Raw genomic sequence first — 25,160 nt, forward strand, 5'->3', positions numbered from 1 at the left:
GCGCACGTGACCACCATCGACAAGACCGCAACAGTCCCGTCCGCGCGCTCGGGAGACGACCACGTCGGCCCGCTGCTCGAAGTCCGCGACCTGCACGTGGAGTTCCACACCCGCGACGGCATCGCCAAGGCCGTCAACGGCGTCAACTACAGCGTGGACGCGGGTGAGACGCTCGCCGTCCTCGGTGAGTCCGGCTCGGGCAAGTCCGTGACCGCCCAGGCGATCATGGGCATCCTCGACATGCCGCCCGGAAAGATCCCGCAGGGCGAGATCCTCTTCCGCGGCCAGGACATGCTCAAGATGTCGGCCGAGGAGCGCCGGGGCATCCGTGGCCGGAAGATCGCGATGATCTTCCAGGACGCGCTGTCCTCGCTGAACCCGGTCCTCACCGTCGGCTACCAGCTCGGTGAGATGTTCCGGGTCCACCAGGGCCTGTCCAAGAAGGAGGCCAAGGCCAAGGCCATCGGCCTCATGGACCAGGTGAAGATCCCGGCCGCCGCGGCCCGTGTCTCGGACTACCCGCACCAGTTCTCCGGCGGTATGCGCCAGCGCATCATGATCGCCATGGCGCTGGCCCTGGAGCCGGACCTGATCATCGCGGACGAGCCCACCACGGCGCTCGACGTGACGGTCCAGGCCCAGGTGATGGACCTGCTCGCGGAGCTCCAGCGCGAGTACAACATGGGGCTCATCCTCATCACGCACGACCTCGGTGTCGTCGCGGACGTGGCCGACAAGATCGCGGTGATGTACGCGGGGCGGATCGTCGAGACGTCTCCCGTCCGCGAGATCTACGAGGCGCCCGCGCACCCGTACACCAAGGGTCTGCTGGCCTCGATCCCGCGCCTGGACCAGAAGGGCCAGGAGCTCTTCGCGATCAAGGGCCTGCCGCCCAACCTGCTGCACGTCCCCTCGGGTTGCGCCTTCAACCCGCGCTGCACGATGGCGCAGGACATCTGCCGTGCCGACATCCCGCCGCTGCTGCCGGTGACGGGCACGGACGGCACCGAACTGGTCGGCCGCCACAGCGCCTGCCATTTCTGGAAGGAGACGCTCCATGGCTGACATCCGCAAGGAGCCCGCCGACGCCACCCCCAACGTCACCGAGGTGGCCACGGTCGACGCGGCCACCGAGGAGGCGGCGGTCGCCGCCATCGACGCCCCGGTGTCCCAGGGCGAGCCGATCCTCCAGGTGCGCAACCTCGTCAAGCACTTCCCCCTGACCCAGGGCATCCTGTTCAAGAAGCAGGTCGGCGCGGTCAAGGCGGTCGACGGCATCTCGTTCGACCTGTACGCGGGGGAGACCCTCGGCATCGTCGGCGAGTCCGGCTGCGGCAAGTCCACGGTCGCCAAGCTGCTGATGACCCTGGAGCGGGCCACCGCCGGTGAGGTCTTCTACAAGGGCCAGGACATCACCAAGCTGTCCGGCCGGGCGCTGAAGGCCGTACGCCGCAACATCCAGATGGTGTTCCAGGACCCGTACACCTCGCTGAACCCGCGTATGACGGTCGGCGACATCATCGGGGAGACCTTCGAGATCCACCCCGAGGTGGCCCCGAAGGGCGACCGGCGCCGCAAGGTGCAGGACCTCCTGGACGTCGTCGGGCTGAACCCGGAGTACATCAACCGGTACCCGCACCAGTTCTCCGGCGGTCAGCGCCAGCGCATCGGCATCGCCCGCGGTCTCGCGCTCAACCCGGAGATCATCATCTGCGACGAGCCGGTCTCCGCGCTCGACGTGTCGGTGCAGGCGCAGGTCATCAACCTGATGGCGAAGCTCCAGGACGAGTTCAACCTCTCCTACCTCTTCATCGCGCACGACCTGTCGATCGTCCGGCACATCTCGGACCGTGTCGGCGTCATGTACCTCGGCAAGATGGCCGAGATCGGGACGGACGTCCAGATCTACGACCACCCGACGCACCCCTACACCCAGGCGCTGCTGTCGGCCGTCCCGGTACCGGACCCGTCCGTCCGTGACAACCGCGAGCGGATCATCCTCTCCGGGGACGTTCCCTCGCCGGCCAACCCGCCGTCCGGCTGCCGCTTCCGCACGCGGTGCTGGAAGGCGCAGGACAAGTGCTCCACCGAGATCCCGCTGCTGGCGATCCCGGAGCGCTTCAAGGGCGGCGAGACGCCCGCCTCGCACGAGTCGGCCTGTCACTTCGCCGAGGAGAAGGACGTCGTGCACGCGGCCTAGCCCGCGACACGCCGAACGAAAGGCGCCCGGCCCCCTTCGAGGGGCCGGGCGCCTTCGTGTGTTCCGGGAGCCCGTACGGAGGACATGAACATGCGTCATACCGGCATATGGAGTGATATGGGGCATTGAGCTACTCAAGGGAACCCTAGGAGGCACTCCATGCGCGGAGCCACACGAGTCAGGTGGGCCGCCTGCGCCGTCGCCGTCGCCCTGGCGGCGACGGCCTGCGGTGGCGGGGGCGGCAGTGGGGGCGGCAGTGGCGCCAACGGAATCGTCAGCTCCTCCTGGGGAGACCCGCAGAACCCGCTGGAGCCCGCGAACACCAACGAGGTGCAGGGCGGCAAGGTCCTCGACATGGTCTTCCGGGGACTCGTCCGGTACGACCCGAAGACCGGCGAGGCCAAGAACGAGATCGCCCAGTCGATCGAGTCGAAGGACTCCCAGAACTTCACCGTGAAGATCAAGGACAACTGGACCTTCAGCAACGGCGAGAAGGTCACCGCCACGTCCTTCGTGGATGCCTGGAACTACGGCGCCGCGCTGAAGAACAACCAGAAGAACGCCTACTTCTTCGGTTACATCGACGGTTACGACAAGGTCCACCCCGACACCGGCAGCGCGTCCGCCACCACCCTCTCCGGGCTCAAGGTGGTCGACGACACCACCTTCACCGTCAAGCTCGCGCAGAAGTTCTCGCTCTGGCCCGACACCCTCGGCTACGCGGCCTTCGTACCGCTGCCCAAGGCCTTCTACACCGACCACGCCGCCTGGCTCTCCAAGCCGATCGGCAACGGCCCGTACACCATCGAGAAGTACGCCAAGGGCTCCTCGATGAGCCTGCGCAAGTGGAACGACTACCCCGGCACGGACAAGGCGCAGAACGGCGGCATCGACCTCAAGGTCTACACGGACAACAACACCGCCTACACGGACCTGACGGCGGGCAACCTCGACCTCGTCGACGACGTCCCCGCCTCCCAGCTCAAGAACGTCAAGGCGGACCTGGGCGGCCGGTACATCAACACCCCGGCCGGCATCATCCAGACCCTCGCCTTCCCGTTCTACGTGCAGGCCTGGGACACCCCCGACGCGGCCAAGGTGCGCCAAGGCCTGTCGATGGCGATCAACCGTGATCAGATCACCAACCAGATCTTCCAGAAGACGCGCACCCCGGCCACCGACTGGACCTCACCGGTCCTCGGGGCGGACGGCGGCTTCAAGAAGGGCCTGTGCGGCTCCCCGTGCGAGTACGACAAGGCCGCGGCCAAGAAGCTGATCGACGAGGGCGGCGGCATCCCCGGCGGCCAGCTCAAGATCTCGTACAACGCGGACACCGGCTCCCACAAGGAGTGGGTCGACGCGGTCTGCAACAGCATCAACAACGTCATGGGCAACAACAAGGCCTGCGTCGGCGCCCCCATCGGCACCTTCGCCGACTTCCGCAGCCAGGTCTCCAGCCAGAAGCTCACCGGGGCCTGGCGGGCCGGCTGGCAGATGGACTACCCGCTGATCCAGAACTTCCTCCAGCCGCTCTACTACACCAACGCCTCCTCCAACGACGGCAAGTGGAGCGACAAGAAGTTCGACGACCTGGTGGACAAGGCCAACGCCGAGAGCGACAAGGCCAAGGCCGTCGGCACCTTCCAGGACGCGGAGAAGGTGCTCGCCGACCAGATGCCGGTCATCCCGCTCTGGTACCAGAACGGCAGCGCCGGCTACTCGGACCGGGTGGAGAACGTCACGCTGAACCCCTTCAGCGTCCCCGTCTACAACCAGATCAAGGTCAAGTGACCAGGGTCTCCCGCCCGCCAGGGCCCTGACCGAGGCCGGGTGGCCGGTGCGCCCTCCGCGCACCGGCCACCCGGCCTCCGTATCCCGCCCCGCCCGTTCGCCCCGACCCCCCGGAGCCCTGCATGGGACGTTATGTGATCCGGCGGCTGCTGCAGATGATCCCCGTCTTCTTCGGCACCACGCTGCTGATCTTCCTCATGGTGAACGTGATGGGTGACCCCATCGCGGGCCTCTGCGGCGACCGTCAGTGCGACCCCGCGACCGCCGCCCAGTTGCGCACCGAGTTCGGCCTCGACAAGCCCGTCTGGCAGCAGTACGCGACCTACATGGGCAACATCTTCACCGGCGACTTCGGCACCGCGTTCAACGGGCAGAAGGTCACGGAACTGATGGGCACCGCCTTCCCCATCACCATCCGGCTCACCGTCATCGCGATCGTCTTCGAGATCGTCATCGGCATCAGCCTCGGCGTGGTCACCGGGCTGCGACGCGGGCGGCCCGTCGACACGGTGGTGCTCATCCTCACGCTCGTCGTCATCGCCGTGCCGACCTTCGTCACCGGCCTGCTGCTCCAGCTCCTCCTCGGGGTCCAGTGGGGCGTCATCAAGCCCTCCGTCTCCCCGGAGGCGCCGTTCGACGAACTCCTCGTGCCCGGACTCGTCCTGGCCTCCGTCTCGCTCGCCTACGTCACCCGGCTCACCCGGACGTCGATCGCGGAGAACTCCCGGGCGGACTACGTGCGTACCGCCGTGGCCAAGGGGCTGCCCCGGCGCCGCGTGGTCGTGCGACACCTGCTGCGCAACTCCCTCATCCCCGTCGTCACCTTCATCGGGACGGACGTGGGGGCCCTGATGGGCGGGGCCATCGTCACCGAGCGGATCTTCAACATCCACGGAGTCGGCTACCAGCTGTACCAGGGGATCCTGCGCCAGAACTCCCAGACGGTCGTCGGGTTCGTCACCGTCCTGGTCCTCGTCTTCCTGGCGGCGAACCTGATCGTCGACCTCCTGTACGCCGTACTCGACCCGAGGATCCGCTATGCCTGAGCAGCAGCCGTGGGAAGACCCCAGCGGGGCGGTCGCGGGGACCGGGGCCGGCGGGGCCACCGACCTCGCGATGGAAGAGGGCGGCAGCCTGGAGAAGCCCCCCGGGGGCGACGAGGGCGGACCGGCCGGCAAGCCGCGCAGCCTGTGGTCCGACGCCTGGCGCGACCTGCGCCGCAACCCGGTCTTCATCATCTCCGGGCTGATCATCCTCTTCCTGGTCGTCATCTCGATCTGGCCTTCGCTGATCGCCTCCCAGGACCCGCTCAGCTGCGACCTGGGCAAGGCCCAGGAGGGCTCCCAGCCCGGACACCCCTTCGGCTTCGACGGGCAGGGCTGCGACGTCTACACCCGTACCGTGTACGGCGCGCGGACCTCGGTCACCGTCGGCGTCTGCGCCACCCTCGGCGTCTCGCTCCTGGGCAGTGTGCTGGGCGGCCTGGCGGGGTTCTTCGGGGGCGCCTGGGACGCGGTCCTCTCCCGCATCACGGACGTCTTCTTCGGCATCCCGGTGGTCCTCGGCGGCCTGGTCTTCCTCTCCGTCGTGACCAGCTCCACCGTCTGGCCGGTGATCGGTTTCATCGTGCTGCTGGGCTGGCCGCAGATCGCCCGTATCGCCCGCGGCTCCGTCATCACCGCCAAACAGAACGACTACGTCCAGGCGGCGCGGGCCCTGGGGGCCTCCAACACCCGGATGCTGCTGCGGCACATCACCCCCAACGCGATCGCGCCGGTGATCGTCGTCGCGACCATCGCCCTGGGGACGTACATCTCGCTGGAGGCGACCCTGTCGTTCCTCGGGGTGGGCCTGAAGCCGCCGGCGGTCTCCTGGGGGATCGACATCTCCGCCGCCTCGCAGTACATCCGCAACGCGCCGCACATGCTGCTCTGGCCCGCCGGAGCCCTGGCGATCACGGTGCTCGCCTTCATCATGCTCGGCGACGCGGTGCGCGACGCCCTCGACCCCAAACTGCGCTGAGGAGCCCGCTGCCATGTTGCTCGAAGTGCGCGATCTGCACGTGGAGTTCCACACCCGCGACGGGGTGGCCAAGGCCGTCAACGGGGTCGACTACAGCGTGGACGCGGGGGAGACGCTCGCCGTCCTCGGTGAGTCCGGTTCGGGCAAGTCCGTCACCGCGCAGGCGATCATGGGCATCCTCGACACGCCTCCCGGGAAGATCAGCGGCGGGGAGATCCTCTTCAAGGACCGCGACCTGCTGACGCTCAGACCCGAACAGCGCCGGCGGATCCGCGGCCAGGAGATGGCCATGATCTTCCAGGACGCGCTGTCCTCGCTGAACCCGGTGCTCAGCGTGGGCGAGCAGCTCGGTGAGATGTTCGTCGTGCACCGGGGGATGTCCCGGTCCGACGCCAAGGTCAAGGCGATCGAGCTGATGGACCGGGTGCGCATCCCGGCGGCCCGGCAGCGGGTGGGCAACTTCCCGCACCAGTTCTCCGGCGGTATGCGCCAGCGCATCATGATCGCCATGGCGCTGGCCCTGGAGCCGGACCTGATCATCGCGGACGAGCCCACCACGGCGCTCGACGTGACGGTCCAGGCCCAGGTGATGGAGCTGCTCGCGGAGCTCCAGCGGGAGCTGAACATGGGGCTCATCCTCATCACCCACGACCTGGGGGTGGTGGCCGACGTCGCCGACAAGATCGCGGTGATGTACGCGGGGCGGATCGTCGAGACGTCTCCGGTCCACGACATCTACCGGGCGCCCGCGCACCCGTACACCAAGGGTCTCCTGCGGTCGATCCCGCGCCTGGACCAGAAGGGCCAGGAGCTGTACGCGATCAAGGGTCTGCCACCCAACCTGCTGCACATCCCGCCCGGTTGCGCCTTCCACCCGCGCTGCCCGATGGCCCAGCCGGTGTGCCGTACGGACATCCCGCCGCTCTACACCGTGGACGAGCACCGCAGGAGTGCCTGTCACTTCTGGAAGGAGACGCTCGATGCGCGCTGACGGGACGGGCCGCGGGGGCGGCGGCTCCACGCTCCAGGCCGAGGCGCCGGTGCCCCCGCTCGCCGGGGGCGAACCGATTCTCCAGGTGCGCGGCCTGGTCAAGCACTACCCCCTGACCCAGGGCATCCTCTTCAAGAAGCAGATCGGCGCGGTGAAGGCCGTCGACGGCGTCGACTTCGACCTGGCGGCCGGTGAGACGCTCGGCATCGTGGGGGAGTCCGGCTGCGGCAAGTCGACCGTCGCCAAGATGCTGGTGCACCTGGAGCCGCCGACCGAGGGCGCCATCCTCTACAAGGGCCAGGACGTCACCAAGCTGTCCGGCCGGGCGCTGAAGGCCGTGCGCCGCAACATCCAGATGGTGTTCCAGGACCCGTACACCTCGCTGAACCCGCGGATGACGGTCGGCGACATCATCGGGGAGCCGTACGAGATCCACCCCGAGGTGGCGCCCAAGGGAAGCCGCCGGCAGCGGGTGCGGGACCTGCTCGACGTGGTCGGGCTGAACCCGGAGTACATCAACCGCTACCCGCACCAGTTCTCCGGCGGTCAGCGCCAGCGCATCGGCATCGCCCGCGGCCTCGCGCTCAACCCGGAGATCATCGTCGCGGACGAACCCGTCTCGGCCCTCGACGTCTCCGTGCAGGCGCAGGTGGTCAACCTGCTGGACCGGTTGCAGGCGGAGTTCGACCTGAGCTTCGTGTTCATCGCGCACGACCTGTCGATCGTCCGGCACATCTCGGACCGGGTCGGCGTCATGTACCTCGGCCGGATCATGGAGATCGGTACCGACGCGGAGATCTACGACCACCCCACGCACCCGTACACCCAGGCCCTGCTGTCGGCCGTGCCCGTGCCGGACCCGACGGCCCGCGACCACCGTGAGCGGATCATCCTGCACGGCGACGTGCCCTCGCCCGCGAACATCCCGTCCGGCTGCCGCTTCCGTACCCGCTGCTGGAAGGCGCAGGAGCGGTGCGAGCTGGAGGTGCCGCTGCTGGCGGTGCCCGCGGTGTTCCGGGACACGGCGACGCCCGCCCGGCACGACTCGGCCTGCCACTTCGCCGAGGAGAAGCGGGTGGTGCCGCCGGAGGGGCTGCTGGAGACCCCGGAGCCCGCGGACGCGCCGCCGCCGCGGGGCGAGGGCGAGAGTCAGGGACGGGGCGAGAGTGAGGGGCGGGACGGGCCGGAGTGACGGGCCGGATCCGTTGACACGCGGGTAATCCGGCTGTCGCCGCACCGACACACGCCCGCCCCATCATGGACGTCGTACGGCCGTGCGGGTGCCGTGGGCCGGCCGGGGCGGCGTGTCACGTCGCCCCGGCCGTTCGCCCGTGCGCCGCGCCCCTGGGCGGGGCTCCACGGCTCTGCCCCGACGGGTTCCCCGGTGACCTTCCGGGGCCCCGGCACGGCCTACGGGCGGGGCAGCCCCAGCGAACGCCGCAGGAAGTCCACCTGGAGCAGGAGCAGGTTCTCCGCCACCTGTTCCTGCGGTGTCATGTGCGTCACCCCGCTCAGCGGCAGCACCTCGTGCGGCCGGCCCGCCGCCAGCAGCGCCGAGGAGAGCCGCAGGGCGTGGGCGACCACCACGTTGTCGTCCGCGAGGCCGTGGACGATCATCATCGGCCGTACCTCGTCCGTGGCGTGGGAGAGCGCACCGTCCACCACCAGGGAGTTGGACGCGTACACCTCCGGCCGCGCGGTCGGGTCCCCGAGGTAGCGCTCGGTGTAGTGGGTGTCGTACAGCCGCCAGTCCGTCACCGGGGCGCCCACCACGGCCGCGTGGAAGACGTCGGGGCGGCGCAACACGGCGAGGGCGGAGAGGTAGCCGCCGTAGGACCAGCCGCGCATGGCGACCTTCGACAGGTCCAGCGGGAAGCGTCCGGCCAGCGCGTGCAGGGCCTCCACCTGGTCGTCCAGGGTGAGCGGGAAGTCGTCCCTGATCGCCTTCTCCCAGCCGGGCGAACGCCCCGGGGTGCCCCGGCCGTCCGCGGTGATCACGGCGAAGCCCTGGTCGGCGAACCACTGGGACGTGAGATGCGCGTTGTGCGCGGCGACGACCCGGCGGCCGTGGGGGCCGCCGTAGGGGTCCATCAGGACCGGAAGGGGACCGTCCGATTCCTTGTATCCGGCCGGGAGCAGCACGGCGCACGGAATTCGCTGTGCGCCCCCCTCCGTGAGCCGCACTCCGGCCGACAGGACGGGTGTCTCGGAGTGGTTGGCCACGGTGGCGACGCTCGTGCCGTCCCGTAGCACCCGCACGGTCGTTCCCGGGTGGTCGAGGGAGGAGGAGACCATGACCGTCACCCCGCCGGCGCGGACCGCCGAGTGCACTCCGACGCCCTCGCTGAGGCGCTCGACGCCCAGTTCGGCGACCCGGTACACATGCGTCTCGCCGGTCTCCGGCCGCTCCGCCAGCTCGCCCGCGGTGGCGGACACCAGGATGTCCGACTCGCCGATGTCCAGCACCGCCTGGATGTGCAACTGGCCCCCGGTCAGCGGCCGGTCGCCGACCGAGAGCACCCGCGCGCCGCCCTCGTCGGCGATGCGCACGAGCCGCCCGTCCGGCGCCCAGGCGGGCACTCCGTCGAAAAGATCCAGCCAGATCTCGTCCTCGTCCACATGGACCGTGCGGGTCGCCCCACTCTCGGTGTCCACCGCCAGATACCGCTGACTGCGCTGGTCACGGGCCTGCACCAGAAGCAGCGGGGCCCCGTGGGAGGACCAGTGGACCCGGGCCAGATACGGGAACAGGGTCCGGTCCCAGACAACTTCCGTACGGGCACCGTCGAGGTCCGTCAGGAAGAGCCGCACCTCCGCGTTGGGCGTCCCGGCGGCCGGGTAACCGATCTCGGAAGGGGCGCTGTCCGGGTTCGCCGGGTCCGCGATCCACCACCGCCGCACGGCGCTGTCGTCGGCGCGGGCGACCAGCAGCCGGTCCGACTCCGGCGACCACCAGAAGCCGCGGTGGCGGGCCATCTCCTCGGCCGCCACGAACTCCGCGAGGCCGTACGTGGTGTGCTCGTCCTCCGGCTCGGCGACGGCGCGGTCACCCTCGCCGTCCGCTCCCACGACCCGCAGCGCGCCCCGGGTGACGTAGGCGACGTGCCGGCCGTCGGGCGAGGGGCGCGGGTCGAGCACCGGTCCCGGCACCGGCAGCGCGCGCGCCGTGTCCGCCCTCAACTCGGCCACGTACACCTTCCCGGAGAGCGCGAACGCCGCCAACTCGGCCGCCGCGTCCACCGCGTAGCCGACGATGCCCGCGGAGCCCTCCCGGGCGCGTTCCCGGCGGGCCCGCTCCTGCGGGGACAGCTTCTCCCCCGAACCGCCCAGCAGGGCCCGGGGATCGGCGGCGACCCGCTCCTCGCCGGTGCGCGTGTCCAGCACATGGAGGCGGTTCGTCCGGTCCGTGCCGGAGCCGGACCTGAGGAAGATCACCCTCGTCCCATCCGGTGAGACGGTGAAGGCCCGGGGTGCGCCGAGAGTGAACCGCTGGGTCCGGGCGTGCTGGCGGGGAAAAGACAACTTGTGCGAGGTCATGGCAGTGAACCTAGTCGCGTGGACCCGTTCCGTGCGCCCCTCGTGCTGCTGTGCCCCGATCAATGCGTCGGCACGGATAGTTATGATCCGTAGCGCTCGGTGGGTATGAACCTGCTGGCTCCATGTGTGCTGCCCGTCCCGACCGTACTGATGGAGGTGAACCGCCGTGGCACTCTCGATTTCGGCGGTGGTGCTGCTGGCGATCGTCGTCTTCCTGCTGATCCGGAAATCCGGACTGAAGGGCGGACACGCGGTGGTCTGCATGTTGCTCGGGTTCTATCTCGCGAGCTCGTCGATCGCCCCGACCATCTCGGAGGTGACTTCGAACGTGGCGGGCATGATCGGGGGGATCAAGTTCTGATCCGGGTACCCGCGCCGGGCCCCTTCATGCCCGCCGGCCCCGTGGGGCGGTCGGGCCGGAGGGCGGGCGGCTCGTAGGCTGGTCCCATGAAGGACCTTCCCGCCCGCCGTCTGCTCCTGGTGCACGCGCACCCGGACGACGAGTCGATCAACAACGGCGCCACCATGGCCAGGTACGCGGCCGAGGGCGCCCACGTCACCCTCGTGACGTGCACACTCGGCGAAGAGGGCGAGGTGATCCCGCCGGACCTGGCCCACCTCGCCGCCGACCGGGACGACACCCTGGGCGCCCACCGCGTCGGTGAACTGGCCGCCGCGATGCGGGAGCTGGGGGTCACCGACCACCGCTTCCTGGGCGGCCCCGGACGGTACCGCGACTCCGGGATGATGGGCACCGGGCAGAACCACCGCCCCGGTGCCTTCTGGGACGCCGACCTGGACGAGGCGGCCGGACACCTGGTCGAGGTGATCCGCTCGGTGCGCCCCCAGGTCCTCGTCACCTACGACCCCGACGGGGGCTACGGCCACCCGGACCACATCCAGGCCCACCGGGTCGCGACGCGGGCGGCCGAGCTGGCCGCCGACCCCGCGTACGACGCGTGTCCCCAAGACCCGCACACGATCGCGAAGACCTACTGGAACCGGGTGCCCCGCACGGTGGCCGAGGAGGCCTTCGCCCGGCTGCGGGAGAGCGCCCCGGACGCCTTCGGCGGGATCGCCGCCGTGGACGACGTGCCGGGGGTGGTGGACGACGGGCGGATCACCGCGGAGATCGACGGCTCGGCCCACGCGGCGGCGAAGACCGCCGCCATGCGGGCGCACGCCACCCAGATCGCGGTGGACGGCCCGTTCTTCGCTCTTTCGAACGACCTCGGCCAGCCCGTCTTCACCACCGAGTACTACGAGTTGGTACGCGGCACCCCGGGCGGCGGCCCTGGTGCCAGGGAGTACGACCTCTTCGCGGGCGTGCCGGACGCGGCCGCCGCACCGGGAGCACGGACATGAGCAGCAGGCAGCAGAGGCAGCGCGCCGCGTCGCGGGCGCCGCGCACCAACGCCCCGCCCAGGGCCCCGGAGCCCACCGGGCTCGCCGCCCGGCCGAACCCCGCCAGGATCGCCGTGTACACCGGCCTCGCGGTCCTGGGCGCCGCCGTGGGGGTCGCCGGGACCCTCGTGCAAGCGGCCCTGTTCCCGGGCGGGTTGATCCTCGCGCTGGTGGCGTCGGCCGGGCTCTTCTACGGTGGCAGGGTCCTCACCGGCACGCAGCTCGGCGCCCTGGCGCCGGCGGTGGGCTGGTTCGTCGTGGTGGTGCTGCTGCTCGGTGGGCGGTCCGAGGGCGACTACGTCTTCGGTGACGAGATCGGTCTGGCGCTCTTCATGCTCGGCTCGATGGCCGTCGCTGTGATGTGTGCCACCATGGCACGCCTGCCCGATCCGGCCAACGACAGCCGCCCACCCGGCGCGTGATGTGCTGTGTCCGCCGCCGGACCGCCGCTCGGGGCGAGGCGGGGTACGCCGTCGTCACCCCCGTGGGCGGAGAGTGCCGGGGCGGCGGCCAGTAAGGTAGTGCGCGCGCCGAGCCGTCCCCTGGCCTGCGGCATGGGGGAAGTACGGGCGGCGGAGCCAATCGGGAGAACCTGCTTTGAGTCGTGAAACTGACAGTTCGTCCTCCGGGCCCCAGAGGCGCGGCGGAGCCGCGTACCCGTCGGGTACGCCGCCGTACGGATCACGCCAGTATCCGTCGCTGCACCCGTCCGAGGCAGGGCCGGGAGAGGCTCCGGAGCCTGCCGACCCGCCCCGGCCCGAGGAGCCCAGAACAGAGACGACGCTGACGACCCGTATCCGGATCAACATCCCGGGTTCGCGTCCGATTCCGCCGGTCGTCATGCGTACGCCGATGAGCGACACCGAGCCCTCCGGGGCCGGTGCGGACGCCGAGCGCACCGCCACGGTCCCGAGGCCGGGCGCGCCCGGGTCCCCGGCGACCGGCGCGGGCGAGCGCGGCGCCGCGGGGCCCCAGGCGCGTGACGGCGGCCAGGACGCGGACGACGCCCCCGCCGAGAAGCCGGCCAAGGAGAAGAGCGCCAGCGACTGGTTCGCCCCGCGCAAGCCGGTGGCGCCCACCCTGGCGGTACCGGCGGGCGACGGCACCGGGCCGGACTCCGGCCCGGGTCCGGGTGCCGGTCCGGACTCCGGTTCGAGTTCCGGTCCGGGTTCCGGTCCGGCCTTCGGCTCCGGTGCGGGCACGGGTTCCGGTCCGGGCGGTCCGGCCCCCGGTGACGGTTCCGCTTCGGGGCCGCCGCGCGCCGATCTGCCGTACCGCTCCGACGGGGAGGCGCCCCGCAGCGCCCTCGACGCCCTCGACGTCTTCGGGGACGGCCCCGGCGGCCGGGGAGGCTCGCCCGCGTCCGGGGGGTCCGCCTCGGCGCCGTCCGGTCCCACCGGTCCCACCACGGGGCCGGTCACCGGGAGTTCGTCCCTGACCCCGGACCTCGACAAGCTCACCGGCAGGACCGGCGGCTCCGGCGGACCCCGCCCCGGCCCCGGTGGCCCCGGTGGCCCCGGTGCGGCGGGTCCCGGTGGTCCGGGCGCGTCCGGCCCCGGCGGCCCTGGCGGTCCCGGCGTGCCCGGTGGCGTACCGCCGCGGCTGTCCGACGACACGGCGATCCTCACACCGCAGGCCCCCGGTCCCGCGCGCGGGCAGGGCGGCCATGTCTCCGGCGACACCCTCACCAGCGGCATCCCCGTCGTGCCCCCCGGAGCGCGCCAGGGGTTCCCGGGCGGCCCCGGCGAGCCGGGCGGGCGTCCGGGCGACGGTCCCGGGGGCAGGGGCCCCGCGGGTACCGCCGCGGCACCCGCGCCCCGTCCCGAGCCGAAGGCCGCGCCGCCCGCCAAGAAGGGCCGCTCCAAGCTGGTCCTGCTCTGCGTCGGCCTCGTCGCGCTGCTCGGTATCGCCTACGGCGCCGGACTGGTGATGAACCACTCCGAGGTGCCCAAGGGCACCACCGTCCTCGGTGTGGACATCGGCGGCGGCACCAAGGAGGAGGCCGTCACCAAGCTGGACGCCGCCTTCGGGAAGCGGGCCCAGGCCCCCCTGACGCTGTCGGTGGACGGCAAGGAGGAGAAGCTCGACCCGGAGAAGGCCGGACTCACCCTGGACAGCCAGGAGACCGTGCGGGCCGCCGCGGGCAGCGACTACAACCCGGTCTCCGTGATCGGCTCGCTGTTCGGCGGAGCGCGCCCGGCCGACCCGGCGATCCCGGTCGACGAGGAGAAGCTCGGCCTCGCGCTGAGCGAACTGGCGGGGGTCTCGGGCTCCGCCAACGACGGCACCATCACGTTCGAGCCGAACCGGGCCGTGCCGGTCAAGGGCAAGTCGGGCAAGGCGCTCGACGTCAACCGCTCGATGATCTCGGTCCGCGACGCCTACCGCGCGCAGGTCGAGACCGGGAAGGCCGCCGTCGTCGAACTCCCCGTCGCCACCACGGAACCCACCATCGACCAGGCCGAACTGGACCGGGCGATGAAGGAGTTCGCCGAACCGGCGATGTCGGGCCTGATCACCGTCAAGGCGGGCCCCAAGCAGATCGACTTCGGTCCCGCGAAGTCCCTGCCGCAGATCCTCTCCATGAAGCCGGTCGACGGCCGCCTGGTCGAGGTCTACGACACGAAGGCGATCGACACCCTGCTGGACGGGGTCTTCGACGGTGTCATGATCACCAAGGAGGACGGCACCCAGCACGAGGTCGGCGCCGACGACGTGGCCAAGGCCATGGGAAGCGCACTGCTCGGCAAGACCCCCGCCGAGCGCACCGTCACCATCGACCTCGGAGGCAACGGCTGACCGTCCGCCTCACGCCCCGGCCGGGCCCGCGAAGCCCCGCCGGCGCGTGAACGGCACGGCGCGTCCGCGAAGGCCCGCCGCACACGCCCCGTCGGCGCGTGCGGCGGGCCTTCGCCCGTGACCGCCCCCGTCCGGACCCCGGGCGGGGGCGGTGTCATGTCGCGCGTATGACATCCGTCATGCCGGGATCACGACGGGCGGCACTGCCGGAGGGGCACCCCCGGCGGCCAGGCTGTACGCATGACAACGACAGCCGCCGGACCCACCGCCGGACCCACCGCCGCCCCGGACACCGCCGTGGTGAGCTTCGAAGACGTCAGCAAGTCCTACGGCGACGTACGCGCCGTCGAAGGGCTCACCCTGTCCCTGCACCCGGGCGAGACGGTGGCCCTGCTCGGCCCGAACGGCGCCGGCAAGTCCTCCACCCTCGATCTGCTCCTCGGCCTGCGGCACCCCGACTCCGGCCGCGTCCGGCTCTTCGGCACCAGCCCCCGGGAGGCCGTCGTGGCCGGCAGGATCGGCGCGATGCTCCAGTCCGGCGGCCTCATGGAGGACGTCACGGTCGCCGAACTGGTCGGCCTGGTCGTCTCCCTGCACCCCCGTCCGTATCCGGTGGGTGAGGTGCTGGCCCGCGCCGGGGTCACCCAGATCGCCGACCGCATGGTCAACAAGCTCTCCGGAGGCCAGGAACAGCGCGTGCGCTTCGCGCTCGCCACGGCCGGCGCCAACGACCTGATCGTGCTGGACGAGCCGACCACCGGCATGGACGTCACCGCCCGCCAGGCCTTCTGGGCCACCATGCGCGAACAGGCCGACGCGGGCCGCACGGTGCTGTTCGCCACCCACTACCTCGAAGAGGCCGACGCCATCGCCGACCGCGTCCTCGTCCTCCACAAGGGCCGGCTGCTCGCCGACGGGACCGCCGCCGAGATCAAGGCCAGGGCGGGCGCCCGCCACGTCTCCTTCGAGCTGGCGGACGCCGCCGACGCGGCCCCGCTGCGCGAACTCCCCCTCCTGACCTCGCTGGAGATCACCGGGGGCCGGGTCCGCATCCAGTCGCGCGACGCCGACGAGACCGTGCGCGCGGTGTACGCGCTCGGACTGCGCCCGCGCAACCTCGAAGTCACCGCACTCGGCCTGGAGCAGGCCTTCGTCGCCATCACCGAGGCCGAGGAGGCCCGCACCGCATGAACGCCCTGATCCGGCTCGAAGTCCTGCGCACCCTGCGGAACAAGAAGTTCATGTTCTTCTCGGTCGTCTACCCGTCGGTGATCTACCTGCTGATCTCCGGCACCCAGTCCGGCGCCGGGAACGTCCCGGGCACCGACCTGCCGCTCCAGGCCTTCTTCATGGTCTCGATGGCCTCCTTCGGCGCGCTGACCGCCGTCCTCATGGGCAACAGCGAACGCATCGCGAAGGAACGCGAGAAGGGCTGGGTCCGCCAGCTCCGCCTCACCGCGCTCCCCGGCCACGGCTACGTCCTCGCGAAGATCGCGGGCGCCGCCGTCGTGACCCTGCCGTGCGTCGTGGTGGTCTTCGTCGTCGCCGCGGTGGCCCAGCACGTCCGGCTGGAGGCCTGGCAGTGGCCCGTGCTGACCCTGGTCGTCTGGGCGGGATCACTGGTCTTCGCCGCGCTCGGCGTCGCCATCGGCTACCTGGCGAGCGGGGACGCCGTACGGCCCCTCACGATGATCGTCTACTTCGGCCTGTCGATCCTCGGCGGCCTGTGGATGCCCGCCGCGACCTTCCCGCAGTGGCTCCAGAACATCTCCGAGTGGCTGCCCACCCACGCGTACGCTGCTCTCGGACAGGCCGTCGAGACCGGCGGAGCACCCGGGGCCCGGGACGTCGCCCTGCTCTGCGCCTACTTCCTGCTCTTCGCGGGCGGCGCCGCCTGGCTCTACCGGAAGGACGCGGTGAAGGCGTGAGCCACGAGGACGGCAGCGAGGTCCTCCTGCGGGACGGCCCGCCCTACGGCCGGCGGCAGTACGTCGTCAAGCTGCTGTGGATCGGTGTCTGGCTCGCCTTCATGAGCGCACCGGTGAAGGACCTCGTCGTCGGCCGCCACACCCCCGTCGAGCGTGCCCTGGGCGGCGCGGGGCTCGCCCTGTTCGTCGCCGTCTACCTGGTGCTGCTCTTCCGCCACACGGCCCGCCCGCTGGGCCGGCGGCGGCTCCTGGGCACCCTCTCCCTGCTCGGGGCCGTGGCACTCCTGCTCGGGCTGACGCTCGGCGTCCCCTGGCTGGTGCTCTTCGTGTACGTCTCCGTCTCGGCCGGGGCCACCCTGCCCATCCGGACGTCGCGCCTGCTGATCCCCCTGATCTGCGCGGTCATGGCGGGCGCCGGACTCCTCCTGCACGACGCCCGGGACACCGTCGTCGCCCTGCTCTTCCCGGCGCTGCTCGGCGGGTTCGCGATGTCCGGTGTACGGCAGCTGATCCGTACGACCGTCGAACTGCGCGAGGCACGGGCGACCGTCGCCGAACTCGCCGCCAACGAGGAGCGGCTGAGGCTCGCCCGGGACCTGCACGACCTGCTCGGGCACTCCCTCTCGCTGATCACGCTCAAGAGCGAACTGGCCGGCCGTATGCTCCCCGACCACCCCGGACGGGCGGCCGAGCAGGTCGCCGACATCGAACGCGTCAGCAGGCAGGCGCTCGTGGACGTACGCGGTGCCGTCAGCGGGTACCGCCGGCCGACGCTCCCCGGCGAACTGGCCGGGGCCCGCACCGCGCTGGCCGCCGCCGGCATCACCGCCGACGTCCCGGCCGAGGCGCCCGACGACCTGCCGGAGGGGCCCGAGGAGGCGCTGGCCTGGGGGCTGCGGGAGGCCGTCACCAACGTCGTACGGCACAGCGGCGCCCGCCGCTGCGAGGTGCGCCTCCTGCGGCGCGAGACCCTGGACGGGCCGCAGGCCGAGCTGACGGTCACCGACGACGGGCGGGGCGCGCCGGGGAGCCTGCCGGGCAACGGGCTGACCGGTCTCGCCGAACGCCTGACGCACGTCCACGGCTCGCTCACCACCGGACCGGCCACCGGCACCGGGGCCGCGGGGAAGGGCTTCGCACTCGTCCTCCGGGTGCCCGTGGGCGGCGGTCGGGACACGGCCTAGGATCGCGTCGATGAGGACGATCAGACTTCTTCTCGCCGAGGACCAGTCCATGGTGCGGGAGGCGCTCGCCGCGCTCCTCGGCCTGGAGCCGGACATCGAGGTGGTCGCCCAGGTCGCACGCGGCGACGAGGTGCTGGCAGCGGCCCGCGCCCACCGCCCGGACGTGGCCCTCCTGGACATCGAGATGCCGGGCCGTACGGGCATCGAGGCCGCCGCCGACCTGCACCGCGAACTGCCCGGGGTGAAGGTCGTGGTCGTCACCACCTTCGGCCGCCCCGGCTACCTCCGCCGCGCCATGGAGGCGGGCGCGGACGCCTTCCTGGTCAAGGACGCCCCGGCCTCCCGGCTCGCCGCGGCCGTCCGCACGGTGCTCGCCGGAGAACGCGTCATCGACCCGGCGCTGGCCGCCGCCGCGCTCGCCGAGGGCGCCGACCCGCTGACCCAGCGCGAGCGCGAGGTGCTGCGCGCGGCGGCGGACGGCGCGACCAACGCGGAGATCGCCGGCTCCCTGCACCTCTCGCCGGGGACGGTGCGCAACTACCTCTCCACGGCGATCCAGAAGCTGGCGGCGCGCAATCGCGCGGAGGCCGTCCGGGTGGCCCGCGAGAAGGGCTGGCTCTGAGGGAGACGGGAAGAGCCCGGCCACCACCGTGGCCGGGCTCCTCCCGAGCAGGTGCCCGCTAGGCCGTGTTTCGAAAGTCCCGCCTGGCCCGCGACGCCCGGCACGCACGCTCGCCGCGTTGTCGGAGTCGCCCAAGTACGTCCAGTACGAGGGCGATCCTCCGCCTTGCGATCGCACGCACCGGACGCCGCGGGCCCCGCCCTCCGGGCGGACGGCGCTACTTTCGAAACACGCCCTAGGGGAAGGACACCACCTGTGAGGGGATCGTGGTGTCACCCGAGGTGGGGGATCCGATGTCGTTGATGACGTGCTCGTACTGGCCCTTGCCGCCCAGGGAGACGACGAGCAGGTCGTGGAACGTCACGCCGGGCTTCACCGGAGCCTGGAAGCCGTGCTGCTGACGGATGTCCGGGTTCACGTTGAAGTAGCAGTAACTGCCCATGCCCCAGCCCTCATGGGTGGTGACCGAGTCGTCCACCTTGTAGGCGGCGTACCCCTTGATGTCGCCGTTCTGGATGGCGGCCTGGTCGGGGGCGTCGTACGCCTTCTCGTTCTGGTAGAAGACCGTCCTGCCGTTCTCACCGGACCACCGGACGTCGTACTTGTTGAAGTGCTCGACGAACAGGCCGGTGGCCAGCACGTCGTCGCCCTTCACATGGACGCCGTAGTCGGCCCGGTTGGTCTCCCAGCCGACGCCCTCGCCGTGGTCGGCGCGCCAGACCCAGGTGTGGTCGATGATCGCGTCGTCGCTGTTGACGACGATGCTGGTGGTCGCCTTGCCGGGGCCGGCGCCGCCGATGCGCACGAACACGTCCTGGAGGGACGTCGGATTGGCCGCGTGGTCGGCGGAGGCGCCGTCGGGGCCGACCTCGACCAGGGTCTCGGAGTTGACCGGGCCCGCGTCGATCAGCAGACCGGCGACCTTGACCCCGTCCACGTCACCGGTCTTGAGGGCGGTCACTCCGTTGTCCGGGATGATCGTGGCGAAGCCCAGGCCGAGTGCCACGGTGTCCGGGCGGTCGATCTCGATCGGCTGGTCCACGTGGTAGACACCCGGCGTGAACAGCAGGTGCAGACCCTGGTCCACGGCCGCGTTGATGGTCTCGGCGGTGGCGCCCGGCTTGACCACGTAGAACTGGTCGAGCGGCAGGGACTCGCCCTCCGGGGTGCCGTCGGCCCAGGTGGTGCCCCGCGCGTTGGTGCGCTTGGCGGGGACGAAGACCTTGTAGTCGTCCCCGTCCAGGTAGAGGAAGGGCTTCTCCCGGGAGACCGGGGTGGTGTCGAGCGTGGTGTACGGAGGCTCCGGGAAGCTCTGCGCGGGTGCGCCCTCGACGCCGGAGAAGGTCATGTTCCAGACGCCGTTGCCCCAGCCGCCGATGGAGCTGTCCCGGGTGTACCACTGCTGCTGCGAGTACGGGTCCACCTGGCCGTCGATCTTGCTGTCGGCGATGTAGCCGCCGCTGGCCCAGCCGTAGCCGTCGGGGGCGAGGTTGAGGCCGCCCTTGACGTGCATCCGGCGGAAGGGGGCCGCCTGGGAGACGGCCCAGCGGTCGGTGCCGTTGACCGGGTTCAGCGCGAGGTTCTCGGCCGAACGCCAGAAGTTCTGGGTGGCGTTGCCGTCGAACCAGCCCGCGTCGACGGTCACGTCGCCGTTGAAGGTGGTGTCGTCGGGGTTCAGCCCGAGGCCCGCGATCGAGGTGTAGAAGCCGATCTGCGCGTTGATGTCGTCGTACGTGCCCGGCTTGAACATCAGCGCGTAGCGTTCGGTGCCGAACTGGTTCGACTCCTGCTTACGGAAGACCTCGTCCACCGTGCCCTGGATGTCGGGGGTGGACGGGTCGAAGACCAGCACGTTGGGCCCGAGGTCGCCGCCGCCGACCACCTCCTGGACGCCGGCGGGTGCGGCGTCGCTGCCGAACGCCGCCTGGGTGGTGGGGACGGCCATGAGCAGGGCGGCGGCGAGGGCGGTGAGTCCGAGCGCCTTGGGGCGGCGCCGGTGGGGGGTGGGGGGCGCGGAACGCGCGGGATCCGTGGGGGGAACGGGCATGAAGGGTGTCTCCTGGGTCGTGGTAGGGGCACGACGGACGGACGGGAGAGGCGAGAGAGCGCTCTCACGTGGCGCCGATGTAACCGTCATGGTCCGGTACACGTCAAGAGGTGTGCGTCAGGAGGCGCTTCCGGATGCCGTGTCGGCAACACATAAAGGCTCTCGCTGGGCAATTGGCCCGCTATGGGCCCGATTCCGGGAGGCGCCGGCTTCACAGGGTGATACCCCGAGGGCGGCGGCGCGGGCCGTTTTGCGCCGCCTGACACCGCGCTTTCCGGGGCCGCTTCCCGGCGTAACGGTCGTGGTCACCGGGGGGCGCGCCCGGCGGGCCGGTCGATCGGCACCGCGTCCCGGCGGGCCGCGTTCAGTTCAGCAGCGCCCGCGCGGCCTGGGCGTGCCGGCGGATCTCCTCGGCCGCCGCCGGCTCCACCCCGTCGACGATCTCCGCGTACTCCTCCATCTCGGCCGCCCCGCGCAGGAACTCCCCGCGCCGCACGAGGAGCTCGGCCCGCTCGTAGCGCAGCCGGGCCGGGTGGGAGGGCAGCAGCAGCGACAGCTCCAGCGCCCACAGCGCCACATCCGTGCGCTCGGGCCGGGCCGCTGCCCACGCCCTGACGTTGTTCAGGATCCGCAGCACCGTCTCCTGCGGCGCGGCGGGCACCGGGGTCAACGGCTCCGGCCGCGCCCCGGTCGCGCCCGCCACCAACAGGGCGGCGTCCTGGCCGCTCAGCGGGGCACCCCCGGCGAACGGGTCGGCCATCACCCCCTCCGCCGGATCGCCGAACCCCACGACGTAGTGGCCGGGCAGCGCCACCCCGTACACCGGCGCCCCGGCTCGCCGGGCGACCTCGGTCCACACCACCGACAGCAGGATCGGCAGGCCCCTGCGGCGGTGCAGGACCCGCTGGAGCAGCGAGGACTCCAGCCGCTGGTAGTCGGCCGGTCCGCCCGCGAAACCGCAGCGCGTGCCCAGGAGTTCCTGGAGGGCCGCCACCCAGGCGCGGGGCGAACGGGCCCCGTACGGCAGGAGGCCCGCCAGCCGGTCCAGCTCGATCTGCGCGGCGTCCACGCCGTACGGGTCGGCGGGGGCCGCCGGGTCGGCCGGACCCTCCTCGGCGCCGAGCAGCAGGCAGAGCAGGGCGAGGTCGGGCCGTTCGGCGCGCGCCTCGTCGGCGAACCTGCGGCGGCGTCCGGCCGTACCGGGATCCTGAGCGCTCATACGGGGTGTACTCCTGCGGCTGGTGTGCCCGCTACGCGGACCGGAAGTGGTGGTACAGGTGGTGGGTGGCGAAGCCCATGCCGTCGTACAGCGCGCGGGCGGGCTCGTTGTCCGTCTCCACCTGGAGCCAGGCGGCCGACGCCCCCTCGTCGAGCGCCCGGCGGGCCAGCGCCGCCATCACGGCCGTGGCCAGACCCCGGCGCCGGTGCCCGGGGGCGACCTCCACGGCCATGAACCCGGCCCAGCGGCCGTCCACCACGCAGCGCCCGATCGCGGCGGGGGCCCCGCCGGACCCCGTGCCCGTCCCCTCAACCATCTCCTCGCCGGGAACCGACGCGAACCACACCGAGGGGCCGCCGCCCAGCACCTTCCGGACCTGGGGGCCCGGCGTGCCGGACCGCTGGTACCGGGAGAGCCACGTGTCGTCCGCCGTACGGGCCAGCCGTACCCCGGAGTCGTCCGCGCCCAGGTCGGCGAGGGGCGCCAGCGCGGCGATCCGTGTCTCCGCCGACACCTCGCGGCGCCACCCGTGCTCCTCCAGTACGGCGCAGAGCCGCTCCTGCGCGCCTTCGGCACCCGTGCCCGCCTGCACGTAGGCGGGCAGCCCGCGTTCCCCGTACCACCGCTTCGCGCGCTCCAGCGCCTCGGCCAAGGGGACCCCAGGGTCGCCCAGCGGGAGCACGGAGTTGGCGCGCCGGGTGAACCCGGAGGAGGCGCGCAGCAGCCAGTCGCCCAGCGCCTCGCTCTCCACCGGGGGCCAGGCGCGCGCCGCGACACGGGTGAGTTCCTCGAAGGAGGCCGCCGGTCCGCGACGGCGCGCCGGGGCGGGGGGCACCACCTTGCCCGCGACCAGGGAGGACTCCGACACGCGGACACGCGCGCCGCTCCGGGGTGTGATCCACAGCACACCGTCGTCCCATGATGTGAGAACGCCGACCGTGTCGGTGAACTTCGCGCCCGCTCCGCCCCCCTGCACAACCTGCCGCACGGAGACGCGTTTGCCCACGTCATCCGGCGTCATACGGACCTCGAACCGTCCGCCGACCGTGAATTCCACAGGTCTCTCCGCCCCTCCTGTTCGGATCGTGCCCCGGAACGGAGATACTAGGGGCGGGCATCGACGACGCCGCGCTCCCGCGCGAGAGCCAACGCCCTACCGAGGAGGAACGACAGCGTGACCTACGTCATCGCGCAGCCTTGTGTCGACGTGAAGGACAAGGCCTGCATCGAAGAGTGCCCCGTCGACTGCATCTACGAGGGCCAGCGGTCCTTGTACATCCACCCGGACGAGTGTGTCGACTGCGGAGCCTGTGAGCCGGTCTGCCCGGTGGAGGCCATCTTCTACGAGGACGACACCCCGGACGAGTGGAAGGACTACTACAAGGCGAACGTCGAGTTCTTCGACGACCTCGGCTCGCCGGGTGGCGCCTCCAAGCTGGGTCTGATCGAGCGGGACCACCCGTTCGTCGCCGCGCTGCCGCCGCAGAACCAGTAGCGGCAGGCCCCGCGAACGCCGCCCGGTCCCGTACGGCTCGCCGCCGTGCGGGACCGAGGTGTTCCCCGGCGCCGTGCCCGCGCCACACCCCCGTACGAGAAAGCAGAGTTCCGTGTCCGCAGCACCCGTCTCCTCACGCCTCCCGGTCTTTCCCTGGGACAAGCTCGTGCCCTACAAGTCGACGGCCGCTGCCCATCCGGACGGGGTCGTGGACCTGTCCGTCGGCACCCCGGTCGACCCGGTGCCCGAGCTGATCCGGCGGGCGCTGGTCTCGGCCGCCGACAGTCCGGGCTATCCGACGGTGTGGGGGACCGAGGCGCTGCGTGACGCGCTGACCGGCTGGGCCGGGCGGCGGCTGGGCGCGGCCGGGCTGGAGCACGCCAACGTCCTGCCGGTCGTGGGCTCCAAGGAACTGGTGGCCTGGCTGCCGACCCAGCTCGGCCTCGGCGCGGGCGACAAGGTCGCCCACCCGCGGCTGGCCTACCCGACGTACGAGGTCGGCGCGCGCCTCTGCGGTGCCGAGCCCGTCGCCTACGACGACCCGACCGAGCTGGACCCGTCCGGGCTGCGGCTCCTCTGGCTCAACTCGCCGTCCAATCCGACCGGCCGCGTGCTGTCCCGCGAGGAGCTGACCCGGACCGTCGCGTGGGCGCGCGAGCACGGCGTCCTGGTCTTCAGCGACGAGTGCTACCTGGAGCTGGGCTGGGAGGCCGAACCCGTCTCCGTGCTCCATCCGGACGTCTGCGGCGGCACCTACGAGGGCATCGTCGCCGTCCACTCGCTCTCCAAGCGCTCCAACCTCGCCGGTTACCGCGCGGCGTTCGTCCTGGGCGACGCGGCGGTGCTGGGCGAGCTGCTCCAGATCCGCAAGCACGGCGGGATGATGATCCCCGCTCCCGTCCAGGCGGCGACCGTCGCGGCGCTGGGCGACGACACCCACGTCGCCGAGCAGCGCGCCCGGTACGCGCGGCGCCGCACGGTGCTGCGCGCGGCGCTGGAGGGCCACGGCTTCCGCGTCGAGCACAGCGAGGCCGGCCTCTACCTGTGGGCCACCCGCGACGAGCCGTGCTGGGAGACCGTGGCCCATCTGGCGCGGCTGGGCATCCTGGTGGCGCCGGGCGACTTCTACGGGCCGGCCGGTGACCGCTTCGTACGGGTCGCGGTGACGGCGACGGACGAGCGGGTGGACGCGGCGGTCGAGCGGCTGGCCAAGGCCGTCTCCGCGTAGTCCGGGCCGCGCCGCCCGTGCGTCCGGGACGTCCCGGAGACACCTGGTTCCGCCCGGGCGGTCCGTCCGGTACGCGAGGGGCCCCAGGGAGTTCGCGCTCCCGGGGGCCCCTCGTCGTACGCGCGGCGTGTGCGCCGGTGGATCAGCCGAGCGGCAGGCCCTTGGTGGGCAGGGTGTCGCCGGCCAGCTCGCCGCTGGTCACCGCGGTGCCGGCCTTCTTGAGGGTCTTGCCCGCGGCCGGGAGGGTCGTGCCGACGACCTTGCCGCCGGTCTCACCGGCCACTTCGGCGCCCTGCTTCGAGGCGGAGTCCAGCGTGTTGCTCACACCGGCGCCGTCGAGCGAGGTCAGGCCGCCGAGGGCGGGGGTCTGCGGGAGCCCGGCGGCGCTCGCGGCACCGGCCGCGCCGACCACGGGGGCCGCCGCTGCGACGATCAGCGCGGCACGGGCGATCCGACGGGTCAGGGAGAGGGACATGATGCTCCTTCGACGGGACGTCAACGGGAAACGGGACGTCAACGGCGCTCAGGACGCCCGCGGGTGGCGGGGCGTCAGCGGGTCACGGCGGATGCGGAATCCACCTGTCCGGTGCTCGGACGCCCTGACAACCGGTCGAAGGGCGGGGAAGGTTGCGGGGCCCCCGGGTAAAGAGTGGGTAATGCGTCCGATAATCCGCTCCGGAGAGGGGTGTTGAA

22 protein-coding genes are annotated in these 25,160 nt (G+C 71.8%); 17 read left to right on the plus strand and 5 right to left on the minus strand.

What is annotated here, in order from left to right; translation table 11 throughout:
• Nucleotides 1-6: 6 nt before the first annotated feature.
• The 7 genes from B9S64_RS21665 to B9S64_RS21695 all read left to right on the plus strand — a co-directional run bounded on the left by B9S64_RS21665 (nucleotide 7) and on the right by B9S64_RS21695 (nucleotide 8,196).
• A complete protein-coding gene (locus B9S64_RS21665; RefSeq protein ID WP_028438948.1) occupies nucleotides 7-1,065 on the plus strand; it encodes an ABC transporter ATP-binding protein in 1,059 nt (352 codons plus the stop codon).
• Nucleotides 1,058-2,200 (plus strand): ABC transporter ATP-binding protein, encoded by a 1,143-nt coding sequence (locus B9S64_RS21670; RefSeq protein WP_103492717.1) that lies wholly within the window; start codon nucleotides 1,058-1,060, stop codon nucleotides 2,198-2,200. Before B9S64_RS21665 ends, B9S64_RS21670 begins: the two co-directional genes overlap by 8 nt.
• Nucleotides 2,201-2,359: 159 nt before the next feature.
• On the plus strand, nucleotides 2,360-3,991 hold the full coding sequence (locus B9S64_RS21675; RefSeq protein ID WP_103492718.1) for an ABC transporter substrate-binding protein: 1,632 nt from the start codon (nucleotides 2,360-2,362) through the stop codon (nucleotides 3,989-3,991).
• A 122-nt stretch (nucleotides 3,992-4,113) separates the two neighbouring features.
• A complete protein-coding gene (locus B9S64_RS21680; RefSeq protein WP_028438945.1) occupies nucleotides 4,114-5,037 on the plus strand; it encodes an ABC transporter permease in 924 nt (307 codons plus the stop codon).
• Nucleotides 5,030-6,013, plus strand: a complete 984-nt coding sequence (locus B9S64_RS21685; RefSeq protein WP_103492719.1) for an ABC transporter permease — start codon at nucleotides 5,030-5,032, stop codon at nucleotides 6,011-6,013. Before B9S64_RS21680 ends, B9S64_RS21685 begins: the two co-directional genes overlap by 8 nt.
• A gap of 13 nt (nucleotides 6,014-6,026) precedes the next feature.
• Complete coding sequence (locus tag B9S64_RS21690) at nucleotides 6,027-7,004, plus strand: ABC transporter ATP-binding protein (protein WP_103492720.1); 978 nt, start codon at nucleotides 6,027-6,029, stop codon at nucleotides 7,002-7,004.
• Complete coding sequence (locus B9S64_RS21695) at nucleotides 6,994-8,196, plus strand: ABC transporter ATP-binding protein (protein WP_109492088.1); 1,203 nt, start codon at nucleotides 6,994-6,996, stop codon at nucleotides 8,194-8,196. The genes B9S64_RS21690 and B9S64_RS21695 overlap by 11 nt, the downstream gene beginning before the upstream one ends.
• Before the next feature lie 218 nt (nucleotides 8,197-8,414).
• On the opposite strand, the gene B9S64_RS21700 is transcribed toward B9S64_RS21695, so the two are convergent.
• The gene (locus B9S64_RS21700; protein WP_103492722.1) at nucleotides 8,415-10,541 is read right to left on the minus strand and encodes an alpha/beta fold hydrolase; all 2,127 of its coding nucleotides are present in this window, start codon (nucleotides 10,539-10,541) and stop codon (nucleotides 8,415-8,417) included.
• A 166-nt stretch (nucleotides 10,542-10,707) separates the two neighbouring features.
• Between B9S64_RS21700 and B9S64_RS21705 the strand changes: the two genes are divergently transcribed.
• From B9S64_RS21705 to B9S64_RS21740, 8 genes are all read left to right on the plus strand, one after another.
• Nucleotides 10,708-10,902 (plus strand): hypothetical protein, encoded by a 195-nt coding sequence (locus B9S64_RS21705; RefSeq protein ID WP_014154257.1) that lies wholly within the window; start codon nucleotides 10,708-10,710, stop codon nucleotides 10,900-10,902.
• An 86-nt stretch (nucleotides 10,903-10,988) separates the two neighbouring features.
• The gene (gene mshB, locus B9S64_RS21710) at nucleotides 10,989-11,906 is read left to right on the plus strand and encodes an N-acetyl-1-D-myo-inositol-2-amino-2-deoxy-alpha-D-glucopyranoside deacetylase (protein ID WP_103492723.1); all 918 of its coding nucleotides are present in this window, start codon (nucleotides 10,989-10,991) and stop codon (nucleotides 11,904-11,906) included.
• Nucleotides 11,903-12,367 (plus strand): DUF6113 family protein, encoded by a 465-nt coding sequence (locus tag B9S64_RS21715; protein WP_103492724.1) that lies wholly within the window; start codon nucleotides 11,903-11,905, stop codon nucleotides 12,365-12,367. Before mshB ends, B9S64_RS21715 begins: the two co-directional genes overlap by 4 nt.
• A 430-nt stretch (nucleotides 12,368-12,797) precedes the next feature.
• The gene (locus tag B9S64_RS21720; RefSeq protein ID WP_375153032.1) at nucleotides 12,798-14,744 is read left to right on the plus strand and encodes a hypothetical protein; all 1,947 of its coding nucleotides are present in this window, start codon (nucleotides 12,798-12,800) and stop codon (nucleotides 14,742-14,744) included.
• A 240-nt stretch (nucleotides 14,745-14,984) separates the two neighbouring features.
• Nucleotides 14,985-15,935, plus strand: coding sequence for an ABC transporter ATP-binding protein (locus B9S64_RS21725; protein WP_103490997.1), 951 nt, complete (start codon nucleotides 14,985-14,987; stop codon nucleotides 15,933-15,935).
• Nucleotides 15,932-16,672, plus strand: a complete 741-nt coding sequence (locus B9S64_RS21730; RefSeq protein ID WP_103490998.1) for an ABC transporter permease — start codon at nucleotides 15,932-15,934, stop codon at nucleotides 16,670-16,672. The genes B9S64_RS21725 and B9S64_RS21730 overlap by 4 nt, the downstream gene beginning before the upstream one ends.
• Nucleotides 16,669-17,856 carry a sensor histidine kinase gene (locus B9S64_RS21735; protein ID WP_258037833.1) on the plus strand — a complete coding sequence of 396 codons (1,188 nt, stop codon included), beginning with the start codon at nucleotides 16,669-16,671 and terminating at the stop codon, nucleotides 17,854-17,856. Before B9S64_RS21730 ends, B9S64_RS21735 begins: the two co-directional genes overlap by 4 nt.
• A gap of 10 nt (nucleotides 17,857-17,866) precedes the next feature.
• Nucleotides 17,867-18,478, plus strand: coding sequence for a response regulator transcription factor (locus B9S64_RS21740; protein ID WP_103490999.1), 612 nt, complete (start codon nucleotides 17,867-17,869; stop codon nucleotides 18,476-18,478).
• 235 nt (nucleotides 18,479-18,713) lie between these two features.
• Here the strand turns inward: B9S64_RS21740 and B9S64_RS21745 are convergent, their stop codons facing one another.
• From B9S64_RS21745 to B9S64_RS21755, 3 genes are all read right to left on the minus strand, one after another.
• On the minus strand, nucleotides 18,714-20,525 hold the full coding sequence (locus B9S64_RS21745) for a coagulation factor 5/8 type domain-containing protein (RefSeq protein ID WP_103491000.1): 1,812 nt from the start codon (nucleotides 20,523-20,525) through the stop codon (nucleotides 18,714-18,716).
• A 364-nt stretch (nucleotides 20,526-20,889) separates the two neighbouring features.
• On the minus strand, nucleotides 20,890-21,744 hold the full coding sequence (locus tag B9S64_RS21750) for a transglutaminase-like domain-containing protein (protein ID WP_103491001.1): 855 nt from the start codon (nucleotides 21,742-21,744) through the stop codon (nucleotides 20,890-20,892).
• Nucleotides 21,745-21,775: 31 nt separating this feature from the next.
• Nucleotides 21,776-22,801 carry a GNAT family N-acetyltransferase gene (locus B9S64_RS21755; RefSeq protein WP_103491002.1) on the minus strand — a complete coding sequence of 342 codons (1,026 nt, stop codon included), beginning with the start codon at nucleotides 22,799-22,801 and terminating at the stop codon, nucleotides 21,776-21,778.
• A gap of 117 nt (nucleotides 22,802-22,918) precedes the next feature.
• On the opposite strand from B9S64_RS21755, the gene fdxA reads away from it, so the two are divergent.
• Together fdxA and dapC are read left to right on the plus strand one after the other, a co-directional pair.
• Nucleotides 22,919-23,239, plus strand: coding sequence for a ferredoxin (gene fdxA, locus B9S64_RS21760; protein WP_028438930.1), 321 nt, complete (start codon nucleotides 22,919-22,921; stop codon nucleotides 23,237-23,239).
• A gap of 112 nt (nucleotides 23,240-23,351) precedes the next feature.
• A complete protein-coding gene (gene dapC, locus B9S64_RS21765) occupies nucleotides 23,352-24,467 on the plus strand; it encodes a succinyldiaminopimelate transaminase (protein WP_103491003.1) in 1,116 nt (371 codons plus the stop codon).
• 142 nt (nucleotides 24,468-24,609) lie between these two features.
• On the opposite strand, the gene B9S64_RS21770 is transcribed toward dapC, so the two are convergent.
• Complete coding sequence (locus tag B9S64_RS21770; protein ID WP_103491004.1) at nucleotides 24,610-24,942, minus strand: ATP-binding protein; 333 nt, start codon at nucleotides 24,940-24,942, stop codon at nucleotides 24,610-24,612.
• Nucleotides 24,943-25,160 lie beyond the last annotated feature (218 nt).

It is taken from the genome of Streptomyces sp. SM18, assembly GCF_002910775.2.
GTDB lineage: Bacteria > Actinomycetota > Actinomycetes > Streptomycetales > Streptomycetaceae > Streptomyces > Streptomyces halstedii.